Source organism: Nocardia jiangxiensis NBRC 101359, from assembly GCF_000308615.1.
Taxonomy (GTDB): Bacteria; Actinomycetota; Actinomycetes; order Mycobacteriales; family Mycobacteriaceae; genus Nocardia; species Nocardia jiangxiensis.
Genome location: NZ_BAGB01000054.1, coordinates 33,729 through 56,214, shown reverse-complemented (window position 1 = coordinate 56,214; position 22,486 = coordinate 33,729). Strand labels below are relative to the sequence as shown.

Genomic DNA, 22,486 nt, shown 5'->3' with positions numbered 1-22,486 from the left:
CGTATCGCGTACCGGTCGGTGCGATCGACTGATTGTTCACACCGTACCGCCCTTGTATCGGGTCACGACGTATAAGTATCGTAGTACGATATTTGTAGAAGGAGTTGAGCCCATGGCATTGGAGATTCTGGTTTTCGTACTGCCGGTGATCGTCCTGATTCTGGTGATCACTGGGCTGCTGATCGGCTGGTCCGAGCTGTCCGACCCGCCGACCTCCACGAACTGTGTCAACTGTGACCGGTGGATGATCAACAAGCATCACCGGGCGCAGCCGATATGCATGCGGTGCCGCGTGAAGTACCTGTTCGCCGAGCCTCAGCCCCATCCCCGGCACAGCGATCTGTACCGGATTCACTGAGAGCGGGATCCGCGCTGCAACGTTGGTGAACGACCGGATCGGTCGTGGATAGCGTGTGCCGACGGCGTTGCACCTGTTCGCGGGAATTCCGGTTGCGGACTTCCGAACGGCCGTGACCTGGTACGAGAAGTTGTTGGCGAAGACCGAGACCTACGACAACGGCGTCCGCAAGATCACCTACACCGATCCCGACGGCAACGAGATCGGATTCGGGCAGGTTCCGGGCTGAAAAGGCGAGATCAGGTCTCCCCGCCGAAATCCATTTGCTGCCGGTATGCCTCGGTCAGTACGTCGTTGGCCAGATCCTGATTGTGGTTGCGGGCGTAGCGGGAGATGCCGCGGCGCATCATGCGAATGTTCAGGCCGTAGGCGAGGTCGAAGAAGTCGTAGCCGCCGGTGACCGAGTCGACGTTGATGTCCTCCTCGATCAGGTCGTACAGGCCGAAGACCCACGACCAGACGCGCTGATTGCGATAGGTGCCGGGCAGGGCGTGGAACAGATCGCTCTCGATGGTCAGGTCCTCGTCGCTCATCCCCTTCGGGATGTCGACGTTCATCCGGATCGTGGTGTAGAGACTGCCGTCGTCGAGTTTGCTCTCCGAGACGAACAACGTCTCCAGGGCGCCGCAGCGCAACGTCATCAGCCGACGCCCGCCCCGTGAACGGGTCGGCAGCGCGGAAATGTTCCACAGGTAGCGCTGGGTGTTCACCGGATCGGGAATGGTCTCGTTGATGTACAGCGCGATGGCGGCACGCAGTGCGGGATAGTCGTTGTGCCGGTGCAGCTCCCAGTAGCGGTGTCGTTGCTCGCCGGCGGTTCCGGCTTCCACCGTGGTGCGTGATCCGCGGTCCCAGGGCAGCACGATCGAGCGCGCATGCTCGACTGGGACGAATTCGTCGTCGTCGTCACCGGCGAGATAGACCCACTGCTTGTTGCGCAGTTCGGTGGTCTGCTCGAGCAGGGAGATCAGGTGACGCTCGGCGAAATCGAGGTCCTCGACCGGCCACGGCGCGAAATCGATCGTCTCGATGTCGTTCCACATCCGGGCATGCGCGGAGAATCTGGCCGCCACGTTGACCGACTGGCCCACGTACGCCTCACCGTCCGCGAAGTGCAGGACGTACAGCCCGCAAAGGGTCGTCTCCGCGACCAGGAGCGGCGTGATGGTACCCAGACCCGACACGTTGTAGCACTTGAATCGGTACTCGGGCTCGAGCGCATCGTTCGCCATGGGTCATCGATATCAGAATTGCCAGGCGGCGGGGTAATTATGCATGCCTATCGATACCCATGAAACCCGGTGCGTCGCAGATGAACAGCCTTCGCCTGCCGCGCTGTCCTGTTCGGATGCCGGGCGCGAGGCGGTGCCGGTGTGAGATCGTGTTCGGCGAATGTTCGGATCCGGAATGAAGTCTCGCATCGTGCGGGCTGGTGAGGTCGGTGGGCGGCATGAATGCCTCGTTTGAGCAAACCAGTTATACCCCTGAAGTTTTCGCCCGACCATGGCTGGCCGCCGGAGCGCTGTTCGTGCGCGAGGAGTCGGTACTGCTGGTGCACAAGACCTACGGCGACGGCTGGGACATCCCCGGCGGATTCGTGGACGTGAGCGAGGCCCCGGTGGAGGCGTGCCGACGGGAGATCGCCGAAGAGCTCGGCCTCGCGCGTCCGCCCCGGCGCCTGCTGGTCTGTGATTGGGCACCGCACGACGGTACCGACCGGCTGCTGTTCGTGTTCGACTGCGGTGAGCTCGGCGACGAATCGGCCATCGTGCTGCAGGACAGCGAACTGGATCGCTGGGCGTGGGCGCCCATCGAATCGGTGGAGGATTACGCGGTGCCGCGGCTGGCGAGCCGCCTGCGGCAGGCGTACGCGGCCTATCACGACGGCGGCATGCTGTACCTCGAGCGAGGGGAGCCGTTCGTCGCGGTATGAGGTGGTCGCGCCCGGGAATTCGGGCTGCGCGCAACGTGTGTCGGGTGAGGCGTTCCGGAAGCGGTTATGCTGCCGCTCGTTTCGATCTTGCGTCGTTCCGGCCGGGGAACAGCGCGCGGAACCCGACATGGCTACCATCGGTGCAATCCGTCGGAGCCGTCGGCGGTGGTGATCGGTGGTACGGGAGCGCATGAACCAGGTCCTCTTCGCGGCCATGATCGCGCTCGCGGTCTCGATCACATTGACGCCCTTGCTGATCAAGTGGTTCACCAAGAGCGACGTCGGTCAGGAGATCCGTGCCGAGGGTCCGGCCAGTCACCAGGCCAAACGTGGCACGCCGACGATGGGTGGCATCGCCATCCTGGTCGGCATGTGGGCCGGATATCTGGGTGCGCACCTGATCGGAGTGAGCAACCACCCGCCGGGCATATCGGCCTCGGGCCTGCTGGTGCTCGGCCTGTCCACGGCATTGGGCGCGGTCGGATTCATCGACGATCTGCTCAAGGTCCGCCGAAGACACAATCTCGGGCTGACCGCGGCCGGGAAGTTCATCGGGCAGATCGCCGCCGCGTTGATCTTCGGGGTGCTGGCGCTGCGTTTTCCGAGCAGTACCGGGCTGACGCCGGCCAGTGAGCACGTGTCCTATGTGCGCGATATCGACACCGTCTCCTTCGGTCTCATCGCATTCCTGGCGGTCGTGAGCTTTCTGGTGGTGGCTTGGTCGAACGCGGTGAACATCACCGACGGGCTGGACGGGCTGGCCGCCGGATCGGTGGGTCTGGCGCTGGGCGCGTACGTGGTGGTGACGTCGTGGCAGTACATCAACTCCTGCGCCACCCGGCCCGAGATCGGCTGTTACGACGTGCGCGATCCGCTCGATCTGGCCGTGGTGTGCGCGGCCGGGGTGGCGGCCTGTGTCGGATTCCTGTGGTGGAATGCCGCACCGGCCCGGATCTTCATGGGGGACACCGGATCGTTGGCGCTGGGCGGAATGCTGGCCGGTCTGTCCATCACCACCCGGACCGAGTTGCTGACCGTCGTGATCGGCGCGCTGTTCGTCGCGGAGATTGCCTCGGTGTTGCTACAGATCGTTGTCTTCCGCACCACCCGCAGCCGACTGTTCAAGATGGCCCCGTTCCATCACCATTTCGAACTGAGCAAATGGGCCGAGACGACGGTCATCATCCGGTTCTGGATATTGGGCGCGAGCGCCTGCGCCATCGGGCTGATGTTGTTCTACGGGGAGTATCTGCACGTTGTCGGGTGAGCCGCGTCAACGAACCTCGGCGACCGACACCGTGCTGTTTCGCGTGCGGGACAACTCACATGCCTCCGCGATGTAGAACGCCTCGAGGGCATCGCTTGGGCCGCAAGGGCTTTCGGCCTCGCCGGTGGCCACCGCGGTGAAGGCGGTCAATTCCTCGATGTAGGCGCGGCGGAAGCGTTCCATGAAACCGGGGTAGGCGGGGAACAGCGGCGGGGGGTAGTCCGGCTCCACCGAGCGCAGCGGGGCCCGATCATCCAGGCCCACAATGGCGTTGGCGCGCGATCCGAGGACGTCGAGGCGCACGTCGTAGCCCGCGCCGTTGTAGCGGCCCAGTGAGACCGTCGCCAGGGTGTCGTCGTCCAGGCGCAGCAGGATCGCGGCGGTGTCCACGTCACCGGCGTCGCGGAAGAACTGCTCGCCGCGGTTCGCGCCCAGCACCGACACCTCGGTGATCTCGCGGCCCGAGACCCAGCGGATGATGTCGAAATCGTGCACGCCGCAATCCCGGAACAGTCCGCCCGAGCGCGGAATGTACTCGGCCGGAGGGGGAGCCGGGTCCAGGGTGGTGGCGCGCAGGGTGTGCAGGCGGCCGAGTTCGCCTGAGGCGACCGCGGCGCGGGCAGCCCGGTATCCGGCGTCGAAACGACGTTGGAAACCGATCTGCACCGGGACGCTCGAATGCTCGAGACGCTCGATCACCGCGAGTGTCCCCGCGATATCCGCGGCGACCGGCTTCTCACAGAAGACCGGGATACCCAGATCGACCGCCGCGGTGATGAGTTCGGGATGCGAGTCCGTGGCGGTGGTGATCACGACGCCGGTGAGGTCCGAGGCGAACAGGCTCTCGATGTCGGGGGCGAATTCGATGCCCAGTTTCGCCGCGGTGCTGCGGGCGCGTTCGGGCTCGGCATCGGCCACGACGACCTGGTCCACCTCGGGCAGGTTGCGCAGGATCTCCGCATGGGCGACGCCGATGCGGCCGGTTCCGGCCAGACCGATCCGGATTGTCATGGGTGCGTTCTCCTTTCGGGGCGGGTCGTGCGCGTCGGGTGGACTCGCCACGACCGGCGTCGGGTGGTTGCTGGTCAATCCGCGGGTGCGGCGGTGGTCGCGCGGACGATCAGCGAGGGGTGCACGCGTCGCCGGACCGGGTCGGTGCGGTCTGCGTGCAGACGTTGGGCGAGCGCTTCGATCGCGAGGCGGCCGATCTCGGTGCGCGGTTGGTCGACGGTGGTCAGGGCGACGTGTCGCAGTGCGGCCAGCGAGGAGTTGTCGTAGCCGACGACCGAGACGTCCTGCGGCACACGCAATCCCGCATCCTCCAGTGCGGACATCGCGCCCACGGCGTTGAAGTCGTTGCCGCACACCAGGGCCGTGGGGAAGTTGGTGGGGGAGAACACCGTCAGGAGTTTGCGCACGGCCGCGACACCCGCTTCGTCGGTGTGCTCGCTCGGCACGACCAGGGGTTCGAGGCCGTGCCGATGCATGGCCGCGACGTATCCCTTGCGCCGCGGCGTCGCGCTGAAGGCCGCGCCGCCGTCGAAGTGCACGATGCGCCGATGCCCCAGGGCGACCAGATGATCCACGGCCAGTGCGGATCCCGTCTCGCCGTCGTCGTCGACGGTGTCCACCTCCGCCGCCGACGAACTGCGCGAGACCAGCACCACCGGGCACTGCATGGACGCCTCGCGGATCGCCGCCGCCGCGAGAACCGGTGAGAGCAGGATGATTCCGCCCGGATGGAAGGCCAGCAGACTGCTCAGCGCGGTGCGTTCGCGGGCGGGGCTGCGGCGGCCGGTGTTGAGGATCAGCTCGAGTCCGGCCTGCTGTGCCGCGCCGTCCATGGCCTCCACCACGTCGGCGAAGAACGCGTTGTGCAGATCGGAAACCAGGACGCCGACGATATTGGAGGTCCGGCTGGCCAGGGAGCGGGCCATGGTGTGCGGCCGATAGCCGAGTTCGGCGGCCGCGGCCAGGACCGCGCGGCGGCGATGCTCGCTGACCTTCGGCGAATCGCGCATCACGAGCGAGACCAGGGCGCGCGAGACGCCCGCCCGAGCGGCGACGTCCTGCATCGTCGGTCGCTGCATCATGTCCTCTTCCCGGACGTTCGGCGGAACCTGTGCGCCGACGGTACCGCGCGGCAACGCACCGAGCAATAGAGCGCTCCAATCGGACATTCACACCATCGGGATTTTCCCGGATTCGCCTGGCTGGGGTGCATTATCCGAGGTGGAACCTGCGGAAACGCGGTACGACGACCCCTTGACACTATCGTGACACAGGTTACATTATTGGAGCGCTCCAATGACGCCGAGCGCGCACCGTGCACCGACAGGCCGGAGCAGGCTATGACCGAACCAATGCATCCGCTGCGGATCGCCGCCGCGCCGATCTCGTGGGGCGTGTGCGAGGTGCCCGGCTGGGGACATGTGCTCCCCGCCTCGACCGTGTTGTCGGAGATGGCCGCCCTCGGGCTCACCGCCACCGAATTCGGGCCGCCGGGATATCTGCCCGTCGAGCCGGACCGGCTCCGGGAACTGTTGGCGCCCTACCGAATCGCCGCGATCGGCGGATTCCTCGCCCTGGCCCTGCATCGGGATCCACCGGCTGCCCGCACCGCCGCCCGCGCCAGCGCCGAACTGTTCGCCGCGGCCGGGGCCGAGGTGCTGGTAATCGCCGCGGCGACCGGGGACGAGGGGTACGACACCCGTCCGCAGCTCGATGATCACCAGTGGCGCACCCTGATCGACACGGCCACCGACATTCGCGATATCGCTGCCGGATACGGCCTGCGCACCGTCCTGCACCCGCATGTGGGCACGCTCGTGGAGACCGGTGCGGAGGTCGAGCGCCTGCTCGCCGATTCGGACCTCGAATTGTGCTTGGACACCGGGCATCTGCTGATCGGCGGCACGGATCCGGTGGCCTTGGTCCGTCGACACCCCGATCGGATAGGGCATATCCACCTCAAGGACGTGCGGGCCGATCTCGCCGAACAGATCCGTTGCGGTGCAATCGAATACAGCGCAGCGGTGCGCCAGGGCCTGTTCGTGCCGCTGGGCGACGGGGATGTGGACATCGAGACGCTGGTGCGATGCGCCCACTCGGGCGGCTATCGCGGCTGGTATGTGCTCGAGCAGGATACGGCGTTGGCGGCGGAGGACACCGCGGCCGGGCCCACCCGGGACACCGAACGAAGTCTGCGTCGGCTCGAAAATATCGGCGCGGCACTGGATTCCGCCGGACCCAGGAATGAGCGGATCCGGGCAGCAGGGGCGTAACCACGCAGGCCCCGGCTCATTCCGGATCGATTAGGAGAGAAGATGACAACGAAGTCCGCCTCGGCCCGCACCGTCCGAACACGCTGGCGGCGCGTGCTGCCCTGGTTCGCCACGGCCGCGGTGCTGGCCGCGTGCAGTGGACCTGCCGCCGAGAACACCACGACCCAGACGGCCGGTCCGACAGGCACATTGACCTCGGTCTCCGTTGTCACACACGGCAGTGCGGGTGATGCGTTCTGGAACGTGGTGAAGAACGGCGCGGACGCCGCGGGTAAGCGACTCGGCGTCAAGGTCGACTACCAATCCTCCGGCGATCCGACCCAGCAGGCCAAACTCATCGACAACGCCGTCGCTCAGGGGGTCGGCGGGCTGGTGGTCTCGATGGCCAATCCCGATGCGCTGCGTCCCTCGATCCAGAAGGCCGTCGCCGCAGGCATTCCCGTGGTCACGATCAACTCCGGCGAGGCGCAGAGCGCGAGCGTCGGGGCGATCGGTCACGTCGGGCAGAGCGAGGAATCCGCGGGCGAGGGAGCGGGCAAGCGCCTGGCCGCGGCCGGAAAACACAAGCTGCTCTGCGTTATTCACGAGGCCGGGAACATCGGCGACAACCAGCGGTGCGACGGCGCGACGAAGGGCTTCGGCGGCAGCGCGACCACCCTGCAGGTCGATATCAACAATCCGACCGATGCACAGTCCCGGATCAAGGGCGCGCTGGACGCCGATCACTCCATCGACGCCGTGCTGACGCTCAATTCGCAGGTGGCGGCGCGCGCCGTGGCCGCGGCCGGGGAATCCGGTTCGACCGCGCAGGTCGCGACGTTCGATCTGAACAGTGAGGTGGTGGACGCCATCAAATCGGGCAAACTGCTGTTCGCCATCGATCAGCAGCAGTACGAGCAGGGCTATCTGCCGATCGTGATGCTGCAGCTGTACAAGTCCAATCGCAATACCGTGGGCGGCGGCGCGCCGGTGCAGACGGGTCCGGCCTTCGTGGACAAGGACAACGTCGACGCGATCGCGACGCTGGTGTCGCAGGGCACGCGCTGAGAGGCGATGAATTGATTACCACCGCAACGTCATCGGACTCGTCCTCCGCGCAGGCCGGTGCGCCGGACACGACCTCGGGCCCCACGCTGCTGCAACGCGCGATCGTGCGGCCCGAGATCGGGGCACTGCTCGGCGCGCTGCTGGTGTTCGTGTTCTTCAGCGTCATCACCGACCGGTTCCTGAGCCCGCTGGGCATCGCGAACTGGCTCGACGACTCCTCGACGTTGGGGATCATGGCGGTCGCGGTGGCGCTGCTGATGATCGGCGGCGAATTCGATCTGTCGGCGGGCGTGATGACGGCTTCGACCTCGCTGGTCACCGCGCTGCTGGCGGTGCACGCAGGTTGGAACGTGTGGTTCGCGCTGCTGGCCTCGCTGGTGTTCGCACTGGCTGTGGGCGCGTTCAACGGGTGGGTCGTGATGCGGACGGGACTGCCGAGTTTCATCGTGACGCTCGGTACGTTCCTCGCGCTGCAGGGCCTGAATCTCGGTGTGACCCGGCTGGTCACCGACACAGTGCAGGTCGCCGGGATTCGCGGTGCGGCCGGATACGCCTCGGCCGGTGCGGTTTTCGCCTCCACGATCGATCTGGGCAGCACCCGTATCCAGGCGTCGGTGGTGTGGTGGATCCTGCTGACCGTGCTGGGGTCGATCCTGTTGCTGCGCACGCGATTCGGCAACTGGACGTTCGCGGTGGGCGGTTCGCTGCCCAGTGCCCGCGCGGTCGGCGTGCCCGCGGTGCGCACGAAGATCCTGCTGTTCATGGGTACCGGTCTCGCCGGGTGGGTGGTCGGCTCGTGCAGCATACTGCGGTTCGGCAGCGTGCAGGCCAATCAGGGCGTGGGTCTGGAACTGCAGTTCATCATCGCCGCCGTGGTGGGCGGCTGCCTGCTGACCGGTGGATTCGGGTCGGTGATCGGTGCGGCCCTGGGCGCGCTGATCTTCGGGATGGCCAGGCAGGGCATCGTATTCGCCCGCTGGAACGACGACTGGTTCATGTTGTTCCTCGGCGTGCTGCTGCTCGCGGCGGTCCTGGTCAACAACGCATTCAGCAAGCGCGCGGAGAGGATTCGGCGATGACCGCGACGTCCGGGGCAACCACGCTCATCGAAACCGTCGGCGTCACCAAGAGTTACGGCGGGGTGGTCGCGCTCGAGGACGTGTCCATGGTGGTGAACGCCGGCGAGGTCACCTGCGTGCTGGGCGACAACGGTGCGGGAAAGTCCACGCTGATCAAGATTCTGGCCGGGGTGCATCAGCACGACGCGGGTGAGCTGCGCGTCGAGGGGGAGCCGACCCGGTTCGTCTCTCCGCGTGTGGCGCTCGATCGTGGAATCGCCACGGTGTACCAGGATCTGGCGGTGGTCCCGCTGATGAGTGTGTGGCGCAATTTCGTGCTGGGTTCGGAGCCGACCTTCGGGATCGGGCCGCTGCGTTTCCTGGATCGCGACCGGAGCCGGGAAATCGCCCGGAAGGCGTTGTCGGATATGGGAATCGAGATTCGGGATCTGGAGCAGCCGGTCGGCACACTGTCCGGCGGGCAGCGGCAGTGTGTGGCGATCGCGCGTGCGGTGCACTACGGCGCGAAGGTGCTCATCCTGGACGAGCCGACCGCCGCGCTGGGCGTGAAACAGGCCGGGGTCGTGCTGCGCTACGTGGTCCAGGCGCGCGATCGCGGCCTCGGGGTCGTGCTGATCACCCACAACCCGCACCATGCCTATCCCGTCGGTGACCGCTTCCTGCTGCTCAAACGTGGCGCGGTACTGGGTTCGTACGAGAAGTCCGAGATCGACCTGCCCGAGCTGACCCGCCAGATGGCCGGGGGAGCGGAACTCGCTGCGCTGCAACATGAATTGGAGCGGGTGGTGGAATGAGCGAACTGGAGGTCCTGACCGTCGGCCGCGTCGGGGTGGATCTGTATCCGGAGCAGAGCGGGGTTCCGCTGGCTCAGGTGCGCACGTTCGCGAAATCGTTGGGCGGCACCGCGACCAACGTCGCCGTGGCCGCGGCGCGGATGGGGCGGCGCAGTGCGGTGGTGACCAAGGTCGGGGCGGACGGGTTCGGGGAGTATGTGCGAACCGCGTTGGGGGAGTTCGGGGTTTCGGCGCGGTATGTGGCCACGTCCGCAGATCTGCTGACGCCCGTGGTGTTCTGCGAGTTGAATCCGCCCGCCGATCCGCCGTTGCTGTTCTATCGTGCCCCGATCGCGCCGGATCTGACCCTGACCGAGGACGATATCCCTTGGGACGTCGTCGAATCCGTTCCGCTGCTGTGGGTGACCGGGACCGGCGTCAGCGCGGAACCCGCGCGCAGCACACAGCACCGGGTGCTCGAACGGCGCGCGCGGCGGGGACATACCGTGCTCGATCTGGACTATCGGCCGATGTTCTGGCCCGATGCGACGACCGCCGGGCGTGCGATCGGTGCGCTGCTCGATCACGTCAATGTGGTGGTGGGCAACAGAACCGAGGTGCGGGTCGCGGTCGGGACCGACGATCCGGGTGCGGCCGCCGAGCGGCTCGTCGAGCGCGGGGTCGAACTGGCGGTGATCAAATGCGGTGCGGACGGGGTGTTCGTCGCCGATGCGGCGGGACATCGGTGGACCGTGCCGCCGTGCCGGGTCGAGGTGGTGTGCGGACTCGGCGCCGGCGACGGTTTCGGCGGCGCGCTGGCGCACGGACTGCTCGCGGGCTGGGATCCGCGGCGGGCCGCGGAATACGCCAATGCCGCCGGGGCCCTGGTGGCTTCGCGGCTGGCCTGCGCGGACGCCATGCCCACGACTGCGGAGATCGAGGAACTGCTGTGCCGAGGACGGCGCGCGGAGGAGATCGTATGAGGAGATGCGGTGTACCTGACCGACGAACGCTGGCGTGAGCTGTTGCACGTGCGCAGCACCGAACCCGCAGCGGTCGCGCGTGCCTACGCCGGGCGGCGTCGGCGCGAGCGGCTGCTGTCCGAGCAGGGCACGCTGTTCCTGGTCGCGGCGGACCATCCGGCCCGCGGTGCGCTCGGGGTCGGTTCGGACCGCACCGCCATGGCCGATCGGCGCACCCTGCTCGAACGTCTGCTGATCGCGCTGGACAATCCGGCGGTGGACGGCGTGCTCGGCTCCCCGGACGTCGTGGAGGAACTACTGCTGCTGGACGCGCTGCACGACAAGGTCGTCATCGGATCGATGAATCGCGGCGGCCTGGCCGGTGCGGACTGGGAGATCGAGGATCGGTTCACCGGATACGATGCCCGATCGCTGGTCGAGTTCGGCCTGGACGGCGGGAAAATGCTGCTGCGACTGGTGGATTCGGACCCGCGCACCATTCCGACACTGCAAGCGTGCGCCCGCGCGGTCTCGGAACTGGCCGCGCACGGCCTGATGGCGATGGTGGAACCGCTGCCCTACCATCGCGACGAGTCCGGATCGCTGGTGATGCACAAGGATTCGGCCTCATTACAGCGGGCGATCACCGTCGCGTCGGGCCTCGGCGTCACCTCCGCCTACACCTGGCTGAAAATCCCCGCGCCGGAGGATATCTCGGTACTCGACGCCACCACGCTGCCGGTGCTCATGCTGGGCGGAGCACCATCGGGCGATTCGGCGGCGGATCTGGCGGCCTGGGGAGGTGCACTGCGACACGAGGTTTCGCGCGGCCTCGTGGTCGGTCGCAGTCTGTTGTATCCACCCGACGGCGATGTCGCGGGCGCGGTCGACGCCGCCGCACGAATCCTGACGGAGGCGCGATGAGCATTCTGCACCGGCCGATCGGAGTACTCGCCGACGGAGACGATCCCGTCCTGCTGTCCACCACTGCCTCGGCCTGGACCGATCCTGGGTCGCGGTTGCCCGCCGGGCGGTGCCGAATCGAATCCGAGGGGGGCGCGCGATGAGCCGATTACACCGCCCCGCAGGCACGCTGAACGACGGCAACGATCCGATCCTGCTAACCGCCGAGGAGGCGGGGTGGACCTATGTCGGGCTGCGGGTACTGGGGCTGCCTGCGGGGGAGTCGCGGACGGTACACACCGGAGAATACGAGGCGTTCATCCTTCCGCTCAGCGGTGGCTGCACCGTCCGGGTGGACGGCGAGATCTTCGAATTGACCGGCCGGGAGACGGTTTTCGCCCGCGTCACCGATTTCGCCTACGTCCCGCGCGAGGCCGAGGTGGAGTTCACCTCCCGGGCCGGTGCCGAGATCGCGCTGCCGATGGCCCGCTGCGAGCGGCGGCTGTCCCCGAAATATGGTGCGGCCGAGAATGTTCCGGTGGAGGTTCGCGGTGCGGGCCGGGCGACCCGGCAGGTCACGAATTTCGGCACACCCGGAGTGTGGGAGCACGCCGACAAACTCAACGCCTGTGAACTCCTCACCCCGGACGGCAACTGGTCCTCCTATCCACCGCACAAGCACGACGAGGCGGGCGAGTGCGAGGTGGTCAACGAGGAGATCTACTACTTCCGCATCGCCGGACGGGACGAGATCAGACCTTCCCGAGAGGGATTCGGCCTGCATCGCACCTACACCGCCGACGGCGAGCTCGACGAGAACGTCGCGGTGCGGGACGGGGACGTATTCCTGATCCCGCGCGGCTATCACGGGCCGTGTGTGGCCGCGCCGGGCTACCCGATGTACTACCTGAACGTCCTGGCGGGCCCGGCGCCCGAGCGATCCATGGCCTTCTGCGACGATCCGGCGCACGGCTGGGTCCGCGACACGTGGGCCTCGACCGCGCCCGACCCGCGCTGCCCGGTGACCGACCATTGGGGACGCATGTGATGACCCGGCCGCGGCGGCATCCGTCCGGCGTCCGGCGGCGACGATCGCTCGGCCGGAATGTTGTTGGTATGACGTGGGTCACGATGGGTACTCGCCGAAAGCGGGCCGGAAGACGGACAAACCGGCCTCGCCCTAACCGTACGACCGGCATGACGAGGAGCGACAACAGATGCGACTGACGACCGCGCAGGCATTGGTGGCCTGGCTGATCGCCCAGCGCTCACAGACCCTGGACGGGCGTGAGGTGCCGCTGTTCCCCGCGGTGTTCGCGATCTTCGGGCACGGCAACGTCCTGGGCTTGGGGACGGCGCTCGAGGAGCGTCGCGATGTGATCCCGGTCTGGCGTGGACATTCCGAACAGGGCATGGCCCTGGCCGCGGTCGGGCTGACCAAAGCCGTGCACCGACGGCAGGTCGGCGTGGTCACCTCCTCGATCGGGCCGGGCGCGTTGAACATGGTGACCGCGGCCGGTGTCGCGCATGCGAATCGTCTTCCGCTGCTGTTACTCCCGGGTGACGTGTTCACCGGGCGCGGGCCGGATCCGGTGTTGCAGCAGGTCGAGCACTTCGGCGATCCGACCGTGACCGCCAACGACGCGTTCCGGGCGGTGAGTCGCTATTTCGACCGGATCACCCGGCCCGAGCAACTGCTCGCGACGCTGCCGCAGGTCGCCCGGGTACTCACCGATCCCGCCGATGCCGGACCGGTGACACTCGCTCTGCCACAGGACGTTCAGGCTGAAACCTTCGACTTCCCGGATGTGCTGTTCGAACCGGTCGTACACACCGTGGCCCGGCCGCGTCCGGATCGCACCGCACTCGCGGCGGCGGCGCAGGCGCTGCGGTCCGCGCAACGCCCGCTGCTTATCCTGGGCGGCGGCGTGCGCTATTCCGGAGCCGCATCGCAGGCGCTGGAAACCGCCGAGCGACACGGCATTCCGATCACCGAGACCACCGCCGGGCGCACCCTGGTGGCGCACGATCACCCGCTGTACGCCGGACCGCTGGGCATCACCGGGTCGGCCTCGGCCGATACCCTTGCGGCGGAGGCGGATCTGGTGCTCGCGGTGGGAACTCGCCTGCAGGACTTCACCACCGCGTCGTGGACCGCCTTCGCACCCGAGGTCCGGATGATCACGATCAATGCCGCGCGTTTCGACGCGGTCAAGCACGGCGCGCTCGCGGTGGTCGCGGATGCCGCTGCGGCACTGGAGGATCTGGAGGCCGAACTGTCCGGCTGGCGCGTCGCTCGCGAGTGGACGACCCGTGCCGCTGCGGTGCGCGAAGAGTGGGACGACTACATCGACACCCTGCGCGCACCGGCTGCCGGACCACCGACTTACGCCCGGATCGTCGGCGAGGTCAACGACCTGAGCGAATCGGGCGACTACGTGATGACCTCGTCCGGTGGTCTGCCGGGTGAGCTGGTCGGCGGCTGGCGGGCCGAGGGCGGTGAACCCACCATGGACGTCGAGTACGGATTCTCCTGTATGGGTTACGAACTCGCGGGCGCGTGGGGCGCGGCCATGGCGCATCGACACGGACAGGTCACCACGTTGCTCGGTGACGGCTCGTATCTGATGCTCAACTCCGAGCTGTTCTCCGCGGCGTTCGCCGGTCACGGCTTCGTCGCGGTGGTCTGCGACAACGACGGATACGCGGTCATCGCACGCCTGCAGGAGGGCCAGGGCGGCAACGGTTTCAACAATATGTATCGCGACTGCCGTACCAATCATCCCGCGCCGCCACGGGTGAATTTCGCCGCGCACGCGCATTCGCTGGGTTGTGTCGTTTTCACCGCCTCGAGTGCCGACGAATTCCGCGAGGCATATGGCCACGCCAGAGAGGCGTCGGCCCGGCAGTCGCGGCCCGCGGTGGTCGTGGTGCGCACGCACCCCTCGGCGTGGACCGAATCCGGTGCGTTCTGGCAGGTAGGCGTGCCGGAACAGCTGTCCGGCCACGAGGCTCAGGAGGCCGCGACGGCGCGTCAGGTGCGGTATCTGCGCCCGTGAAATGCACGGCACGGCGCGCGACGCGCCGAATCGGCCTGGACTGACGCCGATTGCCTCGCTATGGTCTGGCTGGCCCGATGGCGAGAAGGTATGTGATATGGCACAAGGCACGGTCAAGTGGTTCGACACCAAGAAGGGTTTCGGGTTCATCCGTCAGGATGACGGCGGCCCCGATGCCTTCGTCGACTACACCGAGCTGGAAGGGACCGGCTTCCGCTCGCTCGCGGAGGGACAGCGGGTGGTGTTCGAAATCCGTCATACCAAGACCGGGCCCGAGGCCAGGAACGTCCGGCTCGTACAGAACTGATTGTGTGTGTCGTGGCACACAGTTTTGAAATCGTGTTGTGCGGGTCACTTTCCCGCAATTGTGGCTAACGAGTGTTTCAAGTTGGTCGATATGCCTGTCGAAAGCCGGTTCGGCCGGATGACGACAATGAAAGGCAATTCCATGATCCCCGTTATCATCGATACCGGTTCCGCCGCTCTGCACGGACTGTTCAACACCGGCAGCGCTGCGTTCCACGGGATCCTGAACACGCTGTGGACCGGGTCTTTCGGCGGCTGAGCTCGCACAACGGCCGTGTGAATCGGCCGGGTGGCCGGTCCTGGACAGTCACTGTCCAGGACCGGCCCATTTTTATCCCGACCGGGTCACGAAGCCGGACGGAATAGGGATCACCGAAATCGGATCCCCGGCTGATCTGCCTATATCGGTACGATCACGAATGCTGGGACGGGTCCGTCAGGGCTGCTGGCGTATCAGGTGCAATCGCCGGTTGCGGGAAATCACAGTGGCGCGGCAGCGCCTGGGCATGGCATTCTGGAGCATCGAGACCGGGTCGAGCGGACGTTGGCCGGTCCGGCTCGTCTACAGAAGGTATGAAATGGCGCAAGGCGTAGTGAAGTGGTTCAACAGCGAGAAGGGCTTCGGGTTCATCGCTCAGGATGACGGTGGTCCGGATGTGTTCGTGCACTACTCGGCTGTTTCCGGAAGCGGCTTCCGGTCCCTCGATGAGGGTCAGCGCGTGGAGTTCGAGATCGGCCAGGGCCAGAAGGGTCCGCAGGCCCAGGGCGTGCGCGTGATCTGAGTCACCTGACTTGGTAAGGCTCCGCACCATTGTGGTGCGGGGTCTTTCGCGTTTCCGGGGGGACGTTTCAGCCGACCGCCAGCGCCTGCGCACGGAAGAACTCCGCCGCCTCGAGCTTCGCCGCGTCGCGCTCACGGCCCCGCGTGCTCGGGAACTCCTCGACCGCGCGGGCGAACTCCTCGTCGATGAATCGGGCGATCGCCACCGGTGCTGGGCCACTGCCCATCTCGCGGGTGCGGGACTTCAGTTCGGTCAGCTCGCCCACGGCCGCAACGAGATCCGCGGGCAGCTCGCACTGCGCCGACAGCGTCGGCAGATGCATCGGCGCGATCGCGGCCCCGGGATGTTCGCGCAACCAGCGCAGCGCCATCGCCGGGCGCAGCGAGTAGAACACCTTCTTCAGCGAGCCAGTGCCGTCGAACAGTCGCCAGTGCCGCTCGCCCAGGTGCAGATAGTGCCGGGCGATCCGGTCGCGATCGGCGACCTCGTCGGCCAGTGCCCGCAGCTGCTCCCGGAACGCGGTGTCGCCGCGGTAGACGATCGGGGACATCAGCCATTCGATCAGCGCCGCATTGCCGTTCACCAGCAGCCGCAACGCCTTGGCCAGATCCCAGCCGTTCACGTCCAGCAGCGCGGTCAGCGGAGTTTCGATGACGTCGCGCGCGGCCCACGGCGACAGATAGCGATCCAACTCGGCGACGTAGACGAAGCGGCAGTCGTAATCGGAGTCCGGGGACGGGAAACCCCAGGCGCGGCTGCCGCTTTCGACGGCCAGCCGGATCGAGACGCGATCCTCGCGGCAGATCCGGTCGAGCTCGGCGTCGATCTCGCCCACCACGGTGGGGTCCATCGAATCCGGAATCGCGCGCAGGCTCACGTGAACGATGTTAGTGAGCGATTCGCCGCGCCTCCAATGTATTTGCAGGCCGGAGCGGTCATCGTTCCGTGATGTGCGGCCGGACCGGAACCGGCTTGTGACGACCTGGACGTTTACCGTTCAACCCCTGGTCAACGGGGCCACGCAGCATGGGTGGCAGTGGTGGTAGCTGAACAGCGGCTGCCCACGGGCAGCGGAAGGCCCGACCATGGATGAAGATGTGCAGACCGACCACAAGTACACGATGCGGATCAGCCGGCTGGCCATCGACAAGCTGGGAATCCGCCTCTACGACCGAGTTTCGGCGGTTCTGGCCGAACTCATCGCCAACTCCTACGACGCCGACGCCAGCGAAGTGGCGGTGTGGTTGCCGTGGGGAGTGACCCTCGCCGGCACCGTGCGCGGCGCGCAGGAGCCGCCCTACGAGATCGTCGTGACCGACAACGGTCACGGCATGACCGCCGACGAGGTCAACGAGCACTATCTGATGGTGGGTTCGGACCGTCGAATCCGCACGGGCTCGGATCTTTCGCGCGAACGCAGCCGACCGGTCATGGGCCGCAAGGGAATCGGGAAACTGGCCGCCTTCGGAATCTGCCGGACCATCGAGGTGATCAGCGCGGGCAGCGGCGAGCAGGATCGCACCGAGGCCGGATGGCCTGTCTCCCATATCGTTCTGGACCTGGACGATATGGTGCACGACACCGAGAGCGACTACTACCCGGCGGTCGGTCCGTTGGACGGCACCGTCGCCCCGCAGCGCGGCACCACTGTCATCCTGCGGGATTTCTTCCGCAAGCGGGTCAATTCGGGTGCGGAACTGAATCGCCAGCTCGCCGCGCGATTCGGGATCGAGCGCCCGGACTGGCGGGTCGAGGTGCACAACAGTGCGGCGCAGGAGACCGAGAGCTTCATCCTCAGCGATCTGCCGATCGATGTGATGGAGGAGACGCGTATCGATGTGGCCTCGCGCCCGGTGCTCACGGGTCGGCAGTATCTGCCCGTCACCGGCTGGATCGCCTACTCCCGGCACCCCTACCGAGATGAGGCGATGGCGGGCGTGCGGATCTATGCGCGCGGCAAGATCGTTGCTCAGACAAGGGATTTCGGCATCGCGGCCGGATTCACCGGTGAGTACAAACTGCGTTCCTACCTGGTCGGGGCCATCCACGTGGACTGGCTCGACGACGAGGAGGATCTGGTGCGCTCGGACCGGCAGGACATCATCTGGAACTCCGGGCGGGGCGAGGCGCTGGCCGCGTGGGGTCGTGAGCTCATCGCCGAGATCGGCCGGATGGGGGAGCGCTCGATCCGTCGGCGGGTGTGGGAGGAGTTCGTCGAGCGCTCGCACATCTATCGGACGCTGGAGGCGATCGGCCCGGGCGACAAGCTGTTTCGCGAATCGGTGGCCGCGGCCGCGCGAATCCTGGTGGCCAACAAGGACCGTGCCGCACTGGATGATCCCGGACATGTGGAAAGCATTGTGCGCCTGGCCCTGTCGCTCGGACCGCAGCGCAGCCTGCTCGACACCCTGCAGCAGATCGCCGAGGACTCCGATCCGCGCCTGGATGTCGTGGTGGCACTGTTCGAACGCGCCCGGGTGGCGGAGATCTATTCGCTCGGCCAGATCGCCGGGGAACGAGTCGCGGTGGTGGACAAGCTGCGTACGCTCATCGACGATCGCCGCTCGCTCGAACGGCCCTTCCAGGAACTCATCGAGCGAGCGCCGTGGTTGCTCGCGCCGGAGTGGACTCCGCTGGGCATGAACGAATCGCTCACCCGCGTCCGCGCGGCCTTCGAACGTTGGTACACACAGAAATTCGGCTCCACCCTGGTGACCAGCGCCATCGGCAGCGCCAAGCGCGAACCCGATTTCGTCCTGCTGCACGATGCCGGTGAGCTGTGGATCGTGGAGATCAAGCGGATGGACTACCACCTCACCGACGAGGAGTACAACCGCGCGATCAACTACCTCTACGCGCTGGACACCTTCCTGACCGAGAACCCCCGCATCGGCGACCAGTTCCCCCGGCGCCGACTCACCTTCATCGTCGACCACATCGACCGCCTCCGCCCCGCCTCGCTCTCCTCCCTGGACAGTGACGCCCGCATCGACCGCCGCACCTGGCGCGAACTGCTCGATTCGACGTTGCGGGCACACCGCGACTTCCTCGAGCGGGTCTACGCGATGCGCGGAATCGAGGAGGAACGCGCGCAAGCGGGGTAGACGACAAGACGTCCTCGCTGAATGCGTCGGTAAAAGCGCTTCCGCACGCGAGGCAGGGGCGTCGCCATATGCCCCGGGGCGACCGGGTCGGCGAGACGCATGCTGTGCGGAGTATTCGGGCGGAGCGCGCACAGGCTGTCCGAGCTGATGCGCGCCGGGTGATCTCGGTGATGAACGAGTATCGACGGTGTATTCGCCTCCGCTCGGATTTCTTGCCGGATGCGAAAGCTGTCGCCGAGTATCCGACCCGGGAGGTCGTGGACGCGTCATGCGGTCCTCGTGCGCAAGTGCCGGGGGTGGGGTCGCGGCCGATGTGAGACCGCACCCGAGGCGGAGCGGGCGCACGTCTCGCGGCATCGGTGAGACCGAGGTCACCCCCGGTGCGGGGTGTGAGCAGATCGGACCACCCGCACCGCCCGGCGTAGACGAGCCCATTAAGCTTGGCCCCGGTAAATGCCGATCCCCTCTTCTTCCAGGAGTGCCCCCAGTGAGCCAAAATGGCCGTCCTGTTGTTCTGATCGCCGACAAGCTCGCCCAGTCGACCGTCGATGCGCTCGGCGACGGTGTCGAGGTGCGCTGGGTCGACGGACCCAATCGGCCCGAACTGCTGGCCGCCGTGCCGGAGGCCGACGCGCTGCTGGTCCGCTCCGCCACCACGGTCGACGCCGAGGTCCTCGACGCCGGCCGGCGGTTGAAGATCGTCGCGCGGGCCGGTGTCGGCCTGGACAACGTCGAGGTCCCCGCGGCCACCGAGCGCGGTGTGATGGTCGTCAACGCGCCGACCTCCAATATCCACACCGCCGCCGAGCACGCGGTCAGCCTGCTGCTGTCCACCGCCCGCCAGATCCCGGCCGCCGACGCCACCTTGCGCGAGCACACCTGGCAGCGCAGCAAGTTCAACGGTGTGGAGATCTTCGGCAAGACCGTCGGTGTGATCGGCCTGGGCCGCATCGGGCAGCTCTTCGCCGCGCGCCTGGCCGCCTTCGAGACCAAGATCGTCGCCTACGACCCCTACGTCTCGCCCGCACGCGCCGCGCAGCTGGGCATCGAACTGCTCGAGCTGGACGAGGTGCTCGCCCGCGCCGACCTGATCTCGGTGCACCTGCCCAAGACCCCCGAGACCAAGGGCCTGCTGTCCGCGGAGAAGCTGGCGCTGACCAAGCCGGGCGTCATCATCGTCAACGCCGCCCGCGGCGGGCTGATCGACGAGGCCGCCCTCGCCGACGCGATCAAGTCGGGTCATGTGCGCGGCGCGGGTATCGACGTGTACGAGACCGAGCCGTGCACCGACAGCCCGCTGTTCGAGCTGCCGCAGGTCGTGGTGACCCCGCACCTGGGCGCGTCCACCTCCGAGGCGCAGGATCGCGCGGGCACCGACGTGGCCAAGTCCGTATTGCTCGCTCTGGCAGGCGAATTCGTGCCCGGCGCGGTGAACGTCACCGGCGGCGCGGTGGACGAGTTCGTCGCACCGTGGCTGGAGATCGTGCGCAAGCAGGGTGCGCTGCTGGGTGCGCTGGCCGACGAGCTGCCGGTCAGCCTCGAGGTGCAGGCGCGCGGCGAGCTCAGCGCGTACGACGTTACGGTGCTGGAACTTTCGGCGCTGCGCGGTATCTTCTCGGCGCTGAACGAGACCGACTCCGAGGGTGAGCAGGGCCCGGCGGTGACCTTCGTCAACGCCCCGGCGCTGGCCAAGGAGCGCGGGATCGAGGCGACCGTCACGACCGCCACCGAGAGCCCCTCGCACCGCAGCGTGGTGGATCTGCGCGCGGTGTTCGGCGACGGCCGCACCCTGAACGTCTCGGGCGCGTTGACCGAGCCGGAGCTGGTGCAGAAGATCGTCAACATCAACGGCCGCAACTACGACATGCGCGCCGAGGGCCTGAACCTGGCCGTGCTGAACTACGAGGACCGTCCCGGCGCGCTGGGCAAGATCGGCACCGCCCTGGGCGATGCCGGGATCGATATCCAGGCCGCCCAGCTGAGCCAGGACGTCGACCAGGAGGGCGCGACGGTCATCCTGCGGGTGAACACCGAGGTTCCCGCCGACGTGCGGTCCTCGATCGCCGAGGTCGTCGGCGCGGGCAAGGTCGTCCAGGTCGACCTGAGCTGAGTCCGGGAACATGCGGTGTGCGCGAGCCGATCGGCTCGCGCACACCGCTTTTCCAGCGAGACCGGTAACCCGGCGCTGCCGCGCTCGAGGTGTCTCGGACAGTGAGTTCGCGGTCGCGAGGGCCGGAACAACCGGGTTGCCGTCCGCTCACGTCGACTGAGTTCGGTGCGGGCCGTCGGTGAGCATTGTGCCGCCATGGTGGCGGTCAGGTGGGGTAGCGCGGCACGCTCACCTCGGCGGCCGGATCTCACGGATTGAGAGCGGCTCGCCCTGGTTACGGGGCAGATTCGGGGTACCGATAAGGTGACGATGCTTGCGATCGGCGCGTGTGATCGCATGGCCGATCGGCTCGGCGCCACTGTACCGCCGAGATCGTGCCGGTCGGCCCTACCGGCTGATTCGGCCACATATCCGGTATGTGGGCCACGAGCGTGAACGAACGGAGCGTTGTCATATGAAACTGGCTGTCATCCCCGGTGACGGTATCGGTCCCGAGGTCATCGCCGAGGCGCTCAAGGTGCTCGACGTAGTCGTGCCGGGTGTCGAGAAGACCCACTACGACCTGGGCGCCAAGCGATACCACGAGACCGGTGAGGTGCTGCCGGATTCGGTGCTGCCCGAGCTGAAGCAGCATGACGCGATTCTGCTCGGTGCGATCGGCGACCCGTCGGTGCCCAGCGGTCTGCTCGAGCGCGGGCTGCTGCTGCACACCCGCTTCGCGCTGGATCATCACGTGAATCTGCGTCCGTCGCGGCTGTTTCCGGGCGTGAGCAGCCCGCTGTCGGGTGATCCGGAGATCGATTTCGTCGTCGTGCGCGAGGGCACCGAGGGCCCGTACACCGGCACCGGCGGCGCGATCCGCGTGAACACCCCGCACGAGGTCGCCACCGAGGTCAGCACGAACACCCGCTTCGGCATCGAGCGCGTGGTTCGCTACGCCTTCGCCGCGGCCCAGCAGCGTCGTAAGCATCTGACCCTGGTGCACAAGACCAACGTGCTGTCCTTCGCCGGTTCGCTGTGGCAGCGCACGGTGACCGAGGTCGGCGCGGAGTATCCGGACGTCGAGGTCGCCTACCAGCACATCGATGCCGCGACCATCCACATGGTCACCGATCCGGGTCGTTTCGACGTGATCGTCACCGACAACCTGTTCGGCGACATCATCACCGACCTGGCCGCCGCGGTCTCCGGCGGTATCGGCCTGGCCGCCTCGGGCAATATCGACGCCTCGGGCGTCAACCCGAGCATGTTCGAGCCCGTGCACGGCAGCGCCCCCGATATCGCGGGCCAGTCCAAGGCCGACCCCACCGCCGCGATTCTCTCGGTTTCCCTGCTGCTGAACCACCTGGGCCGGACCGACGAGGCCGCCCGCATCGAGTCCGCCGTGGCCAAGGATCTGTCCACCCGCACCGGCACCGCGTCCACCGTCGAGATCGGTGACCGGATCGCCGCCGCGGTCTGAGTATCGACAACCAGGCCCCGCGTCCGAATGTCTTCGGGCGCGGGGCCTTTCGGTTGT

At 67.1% G+C, this 22,486-nt stretch carries 23 protein-coding genes; 19 read left to right on the top strand and 4 right to left on the bottom strand.

The annotated features are described in order from the left end of the window. Positions 1-112 precede the first annotated feature (112 nt). Together ON40_RS24150 and ON40_RS52050 are read left to right on the top strand one after the other, a co-directional pair. On the top strand, positions 113-358 hold the full coding sequence (locus tag ON40_RS24150; protein WP_040826366.1) for a hypothetical protein: 246 nt from the start codon (positions 113-115) through the stop codon (positions 356-358). Positions 359-413: 55 nt separating this feature from the next. Next, complete coding sequence (locus tag ON40_RS52050) at positions 414-587, top strand: hypothetical protein (protein WP_157186396.1); 174 nt, start codon at positions 414-416, stop codon at positions 585-587. 10 nt (positions 588-597) lie between these two features. Here ON40_RS52050 and ON40_RS50085 read toward each other — a convergent pair whose 3' ends face one another. After that, the gene (locus tag ON40_RS50085; protein WP_051193476.1) at positions 598-1,590 is read right to left on the bottom strand and encodes a GIY-YIG nuclease family protein; all 993 of its coding nucleotides are present in this window, start codon (positions 1,588-1,590) and stop codon (positions 598-600) included. 218 nt (positions 1,591-1,808) lie between these two features. On the opposite strand from ON40_RS50085, the gene ON40_RS24140 reads away from it, so the two are divergent. Further along, positions 1,809-2,291, top strand: coding sequence for an NUDIX domain-containing protein (locus tag ON40_RS24140; RefSeq protein ID WP_051193521.1), 483 nt, complete (start codon positions 1,809-1,811; stop codon positions 2,289-2,291). A 190-nt stretch (positions 2,292-2,481) separates the two neighbouring features. Beyond that, positions 2,482-3,558 (top strand): phospho-N-acetylmuramoyl-pentapeptide-transferase, encoded by a 1,077-nt coding sequence (mraY, locus tag ON40_RS24135; protein WP_040826364.1) that lies wholly within the window; start codon positions 2,482-2,484, stop codon positions 3,556-3,558. A gap of 6 nt (positions 3,559-3,564) precedes the next feature. Here the strand turns inward: mraY and ON40_RS24130 are convergent, their stop codons facing one another. Both ON40_RS24130 and ON40_RS24125 read right to left on the bottom strand, forming a co-directional pair. After that, positions 3,565-4,569 carry a Gfo/Idh/MocA family protein gene (locus tag ON40_RS24130; protein ID WP_085997785.1) on the bottom strand — a complete coding sequence of 335 codons (1,005 nt, stop codon included), beginning with the start codon at positions 4,567-4,569 and terminating at the stop codon, positions 3,565-3,567. 74 nt (positions 4,570-4,643) lie between these two features. Next, complete coding sequence (locus tag ON40_RS24125; RefSeq protein ID WP_245567964.1) at positions 4,644-5,738, bottom strand: LacI family DNA-binding transcriptional regulator; 1,095 nt, start codon at positions 5,736-5,738, stop codon at positions 4,644-4,646. Positions 5,739-5,909: 171 nt separating this feature from the next. Between ON40_RS24125 and ON40_RS24120 the strand changes: the two genes are divergently transcribed. The 12 genes from ON40_RS24120 to ON40_RS24075 all read left to right on the top strand — a co-directional run bounded on the left by ON40_RS24120 (position 5,910) and on the right by ON40_RS24075 (position 15,753). After that, complete coding sequence (locus ON40_RS24120; protein WP_040826362.1) at positions 5,910-6,842, top strand: TIM barrel protein; 933 nt, start codon at positions 5,910-5,912, stop codon at positions 6,840-6,842. 42 nt (positions 6,843-6,884) lie between these two features. Then, the gene (locus ON40_RS24115) at positions 6,885-7,889 is read left to right on the top strand and encodes a sugar ABC transporter substrate-binding protein (RefSeq protein WP_051193475.1); all 1,005 of its coding nucleotides are present in this window, start codon (positions 6,885-6,887) and stop codon (positions 7,887-7,889) included. A gap of 14 nt (positions 7,890-7,903) precedes the next feature. Then, the gene (locus ON40_RS24110; protein WP_040826670.1) at positions 7,904-8,968 is read left to right on the top strand and encodes an ABC transporter permease; all 1,065 of its coding nucleotides are present in this window, start codon (positions 7,904-7,906) and stop codon (positions 8,966-8,968) included. Beyond that, complete coding sequence (locus tag ON40_RS24105) at positions 8,965-9,762, top strand: ATP-binding cassette domain-containing protein (RefSeq protein WP_040826361.1); 798 nt, start codon at positions 8,965-8,967, stop codon at positions 9,760-9,762. The genes ON40_RS24110 and ON40_RS24105 overlap by 4 nt, the downstream gene beginning before the upstream one ends. Beyond that, positions 9,759-10,724, top strand: a complete 966-nt coding sequence (gene iolC, locus ON40_RS24100) for a 5-dehydro-2-deoxygluconokinase (RefSeq protein ID WP_040826359.1) — start codon at positions 9,759-9,761, stop codon at positions 10,722-10,724. Before ON40_RS24105 ends, iolC begins: the two co-directional genes overlap by 4 nt. A 9-nt stretch (positions 10,725-10,733) precedes the next feature. Continuing rightward, positions 10,734-11,627 carry a Cgl0159 family (beta/alpha)8-fold protein gene (locus tag ON40_RS24095; RefSeq protein WP_040826357.1) on the top strand — a complete coding sequence of 298 codons (894 nt, stop codon included), beginning with the start codon at positions 10,734-10,736 and terminating at the stop codon, positions 11,625-11,627. After that, complete coding sequence (locus tag ON40_RS52045; RefSeq protein WP_157186395.1) at positions 11,624-11,770, top strand: hypothetical protein; 147 nt, start codon at positions 11,624-11,626, stop codon at positions 11,768-11,770. Before ON40_RS24095 ends, ON40_RS52045 begins: the two co-directional genes overlap by 4 nt. Next, positions 11,767-12,654 carry a 5-deoxy-glucuronate isomerase gene (gene iolB, locus ON40_RS24090; RefSeq protein WP_040826356.1) on the top strand — a complete coding sequence of 296 codons (888 nt, stop codon included), beginning with the start codon at positions 11,767-11,769 and terminating at the stop codon, positions 12,652-12,654. Before ON40_RS52045 ends, iolB begins: the two co-directional genes overlap by 4 nt. Before the next feature lie 169 nt (positions 12,655-12,823). Further along, positions 12,824-14,665, top strand: coding sequence for a 3D-(3,5/4)-trihydroxycyclohexane-1,2-dione acylhydrolase (decyclizing) (gene iolD, locus ON40_RS24085; protein ID WP_040826354.1), 1,842 nt, complete (start codon positions 12,824-12,826; stop codon positions 14,663-14,665). A gap of 97 nt (positions 14,666-14,762) precedes the next feature. Continuing rightward, positions 14,763-14,972 carry a cold-shock protein gene (locus tag ON40_RS24080; RefSeq protein ID WP_040826353.1) on the top strand — a complete coding sequence of 70 codons (210 nt, stop codon included), beginning with the start codon at positions 14,763-14,765 and terminating at the stop codon, positions 14,970-14,972. Between the two features lie 81 nt (positions 14,973-15,053). Beyond that, positions 15,054-15,230, top strand: coding sequence for a hypothetical protein (locus ON40_RS52040; protein WP_157186394.1), 177 nt, complete (start codon positions 15,054-15,056; stop codon positions 15,228-15,230). Between the two features lie 319 nt (positions 15,231-15,549). Continuing rightward, positions 15,550-15,753: a cold-shock protein gene (locus ON40_RS24075; protein ID WP_040749676.1), complete on the top strand. Its 204-nt coding sequence runs from the start codon at positions 15,550-15,552 to the stop codon at positions 15,751-15,753. A gap of 67 nt (positions 15,754-15,820) precedes the next feature. Here the strand turns inward: ON40_RS24075 and ON40_RS24070 are convergent, their stop codons facing one another. Continuing rightward, a complete protein-coding gene (locus ON40_RS24070; protein ID WP_218008854.1) occupies positions 15,821-16,630 on the bottom strand; it encodes a nucleotidyltransferase domain-containing protein in 810 nt (269 codons plus the stop codon). Between the two features lie 208 nt (positions 16,631-16,838). On the opposite strand from ON40_RS24070, the gene ON40_RS24065 reads away from it, so the two are divergent. From ON40_RS24065 to ON40_RS24055, 3 genes are all read left to right on the top strand, one after another. Continuing rightward, entirely contained in the window at positions 16,839-18,857 is a 2,019-nt protein-coding gene (locus tag ON40_RS24065) for an ATP-binding protein (protein WP_051193474.1), read from the top strand. A gap of 487 nt (positions 18,858-19,344) precedes the next feature. Further along, a complete protein-coding gene (gene serA / locus ON40_RS24060; RefSeq protein WP_040826351.1) occupies positions 19,345-20,967 on the top strand; it encodes a phosphoglycerate dehydrogenase in 1,623 nt (540 codons plus the stop codon). Positions 20,968-21,421: 454 nt separating this feature from the next. Continuing rightward, positions 21,422-22,429: a 3-isopropylmalate dehydrogenase gene (locus ON40_RS24055; RefSeq protein ID WP_040826349.1), complete on the top strand. Its 1,008-nt coding sequence runs from the start codon at positions 21,422-21,424 to the stop codon at positions 22,427-22,429. The last annotated feature ends 57 nt before the right edge of the window (positions 22,430-22,486 follow it).

Bases quoted from the DNA above. Each gene is read 5' to 3' on its own strand.
- ON40_RS24150 (WP_040826366.1), top strand. From the start codon at position 113: ATGGCATTGGAGATTCTGGTTTTCGTACTGCCGGTGATCGTCCTGATT.
- mraY (WP_040826364.1), top strand. From the start codon at position 2,482: ATGAACCAGGTCCTCTTCGCGGCCATGATCGCGCTCGCGGTCTCGATC.
- ON40_RS24125 (WP_245567964.1), bottom strand. From the start codon at position 5,738: ATGTCCGATTGGAGCGCTCTATTGCTCGGTGCGTTGCCGCGCGGTACC.
- ON40_RS24120 (WP_040826362.1), top strand. From the start codon at position 5,910: ATGACCGAACCAATGCATCCGCTGCGGATCGCCGCCGCGCCGATCTCG.
- ON40_RS24055 (WP_040826349.1), top strand. From the start codon at position 21,422: ATGAAACTGGCTGTCATCCCCGGTGACGGTATCGGTCCCGAGGTCATC.
- ON40_RS24115 (WP_051193475.1), top strand. From the start codon at position 6,885: ATGACAACGAAGTCCGCCTCGGCCCGCACCGTCCGAACACGCTGGCGG.
- ON40_RS24140 (WP_051193521.1), top strand. From the start codon at position 1,809: ATGAATGCCTCGTTTGAGCAAACCAGTTATACCCCTGAAGTTTTCGCC.
- ON40_RS24130 (WP_085997785.1), bottom strand. From the start codon at position 4,569: ATGACAATCCGGATCGGTCTGGCCGGAACCGGCCGCATCGGCGTCGCC.
- iolC (WP_040826359.1), top strand. From the start codon at position 9,759: ATGAGCGAACTGGAGGTCCTGACCGTCGGCCGCGTCGGGGTGGATCTG.
- ON40_RS52045 (WP_157186395.1), top strand. From the start codon at position 11,624: ATGAGCATTCTGCACCGGCCGATCGGAGTACTCGCCGACGGAGACGAT.
- iolD (WP_040826354.1), top strand. From the start codon at position 12,824: ATGCGACTGACGACCGCGCAGGCATTGGTGGCCTGGCTGATCGCCCAG.
- ON40_RS50085 (WP_051193476.1), bottom strand. From the start codon at position 1,590: ATGGCGAACGATGCGCTCGAGCCCGAGTACCGATTCAAGTGCTACAAC.
- ON40_RS24065 (WP_051193474.1), top strand. From the start codon at position 16,839: ATGGATGAAGATGTGCAGACCGACCACAAGTACACGATGCGGATCAGC.
- ON40_RS24075 (WP_040749676.1), top strand. From the start codon at position 15,550: ATGGCGCAAGGCGTAGTGAAGTGGTTCAACAGCGAGAAGGGCTTCGGG.
- ON40_RS24105 (WP_040826361.1), top strand. From the start codon at position 8,965: ATGACCGCGACGTCCGGGGCAACCACGCTCATCGAAACCGTCGGCGTC.
- ON40_RS24080 (WP_040826353.1), top strand. From the start codon at position 14,763: ATGGCACAAGGCACGGTCAAGTGGTTCGACACCAAGAAGGGTTTCGGG.
- iolB (WP_040826356.1), top strand. From the start codon at position 11,767: ATGAGCCGATTACACCGCCCCGCAGGCACGCTGAACGACGGCAACGAT.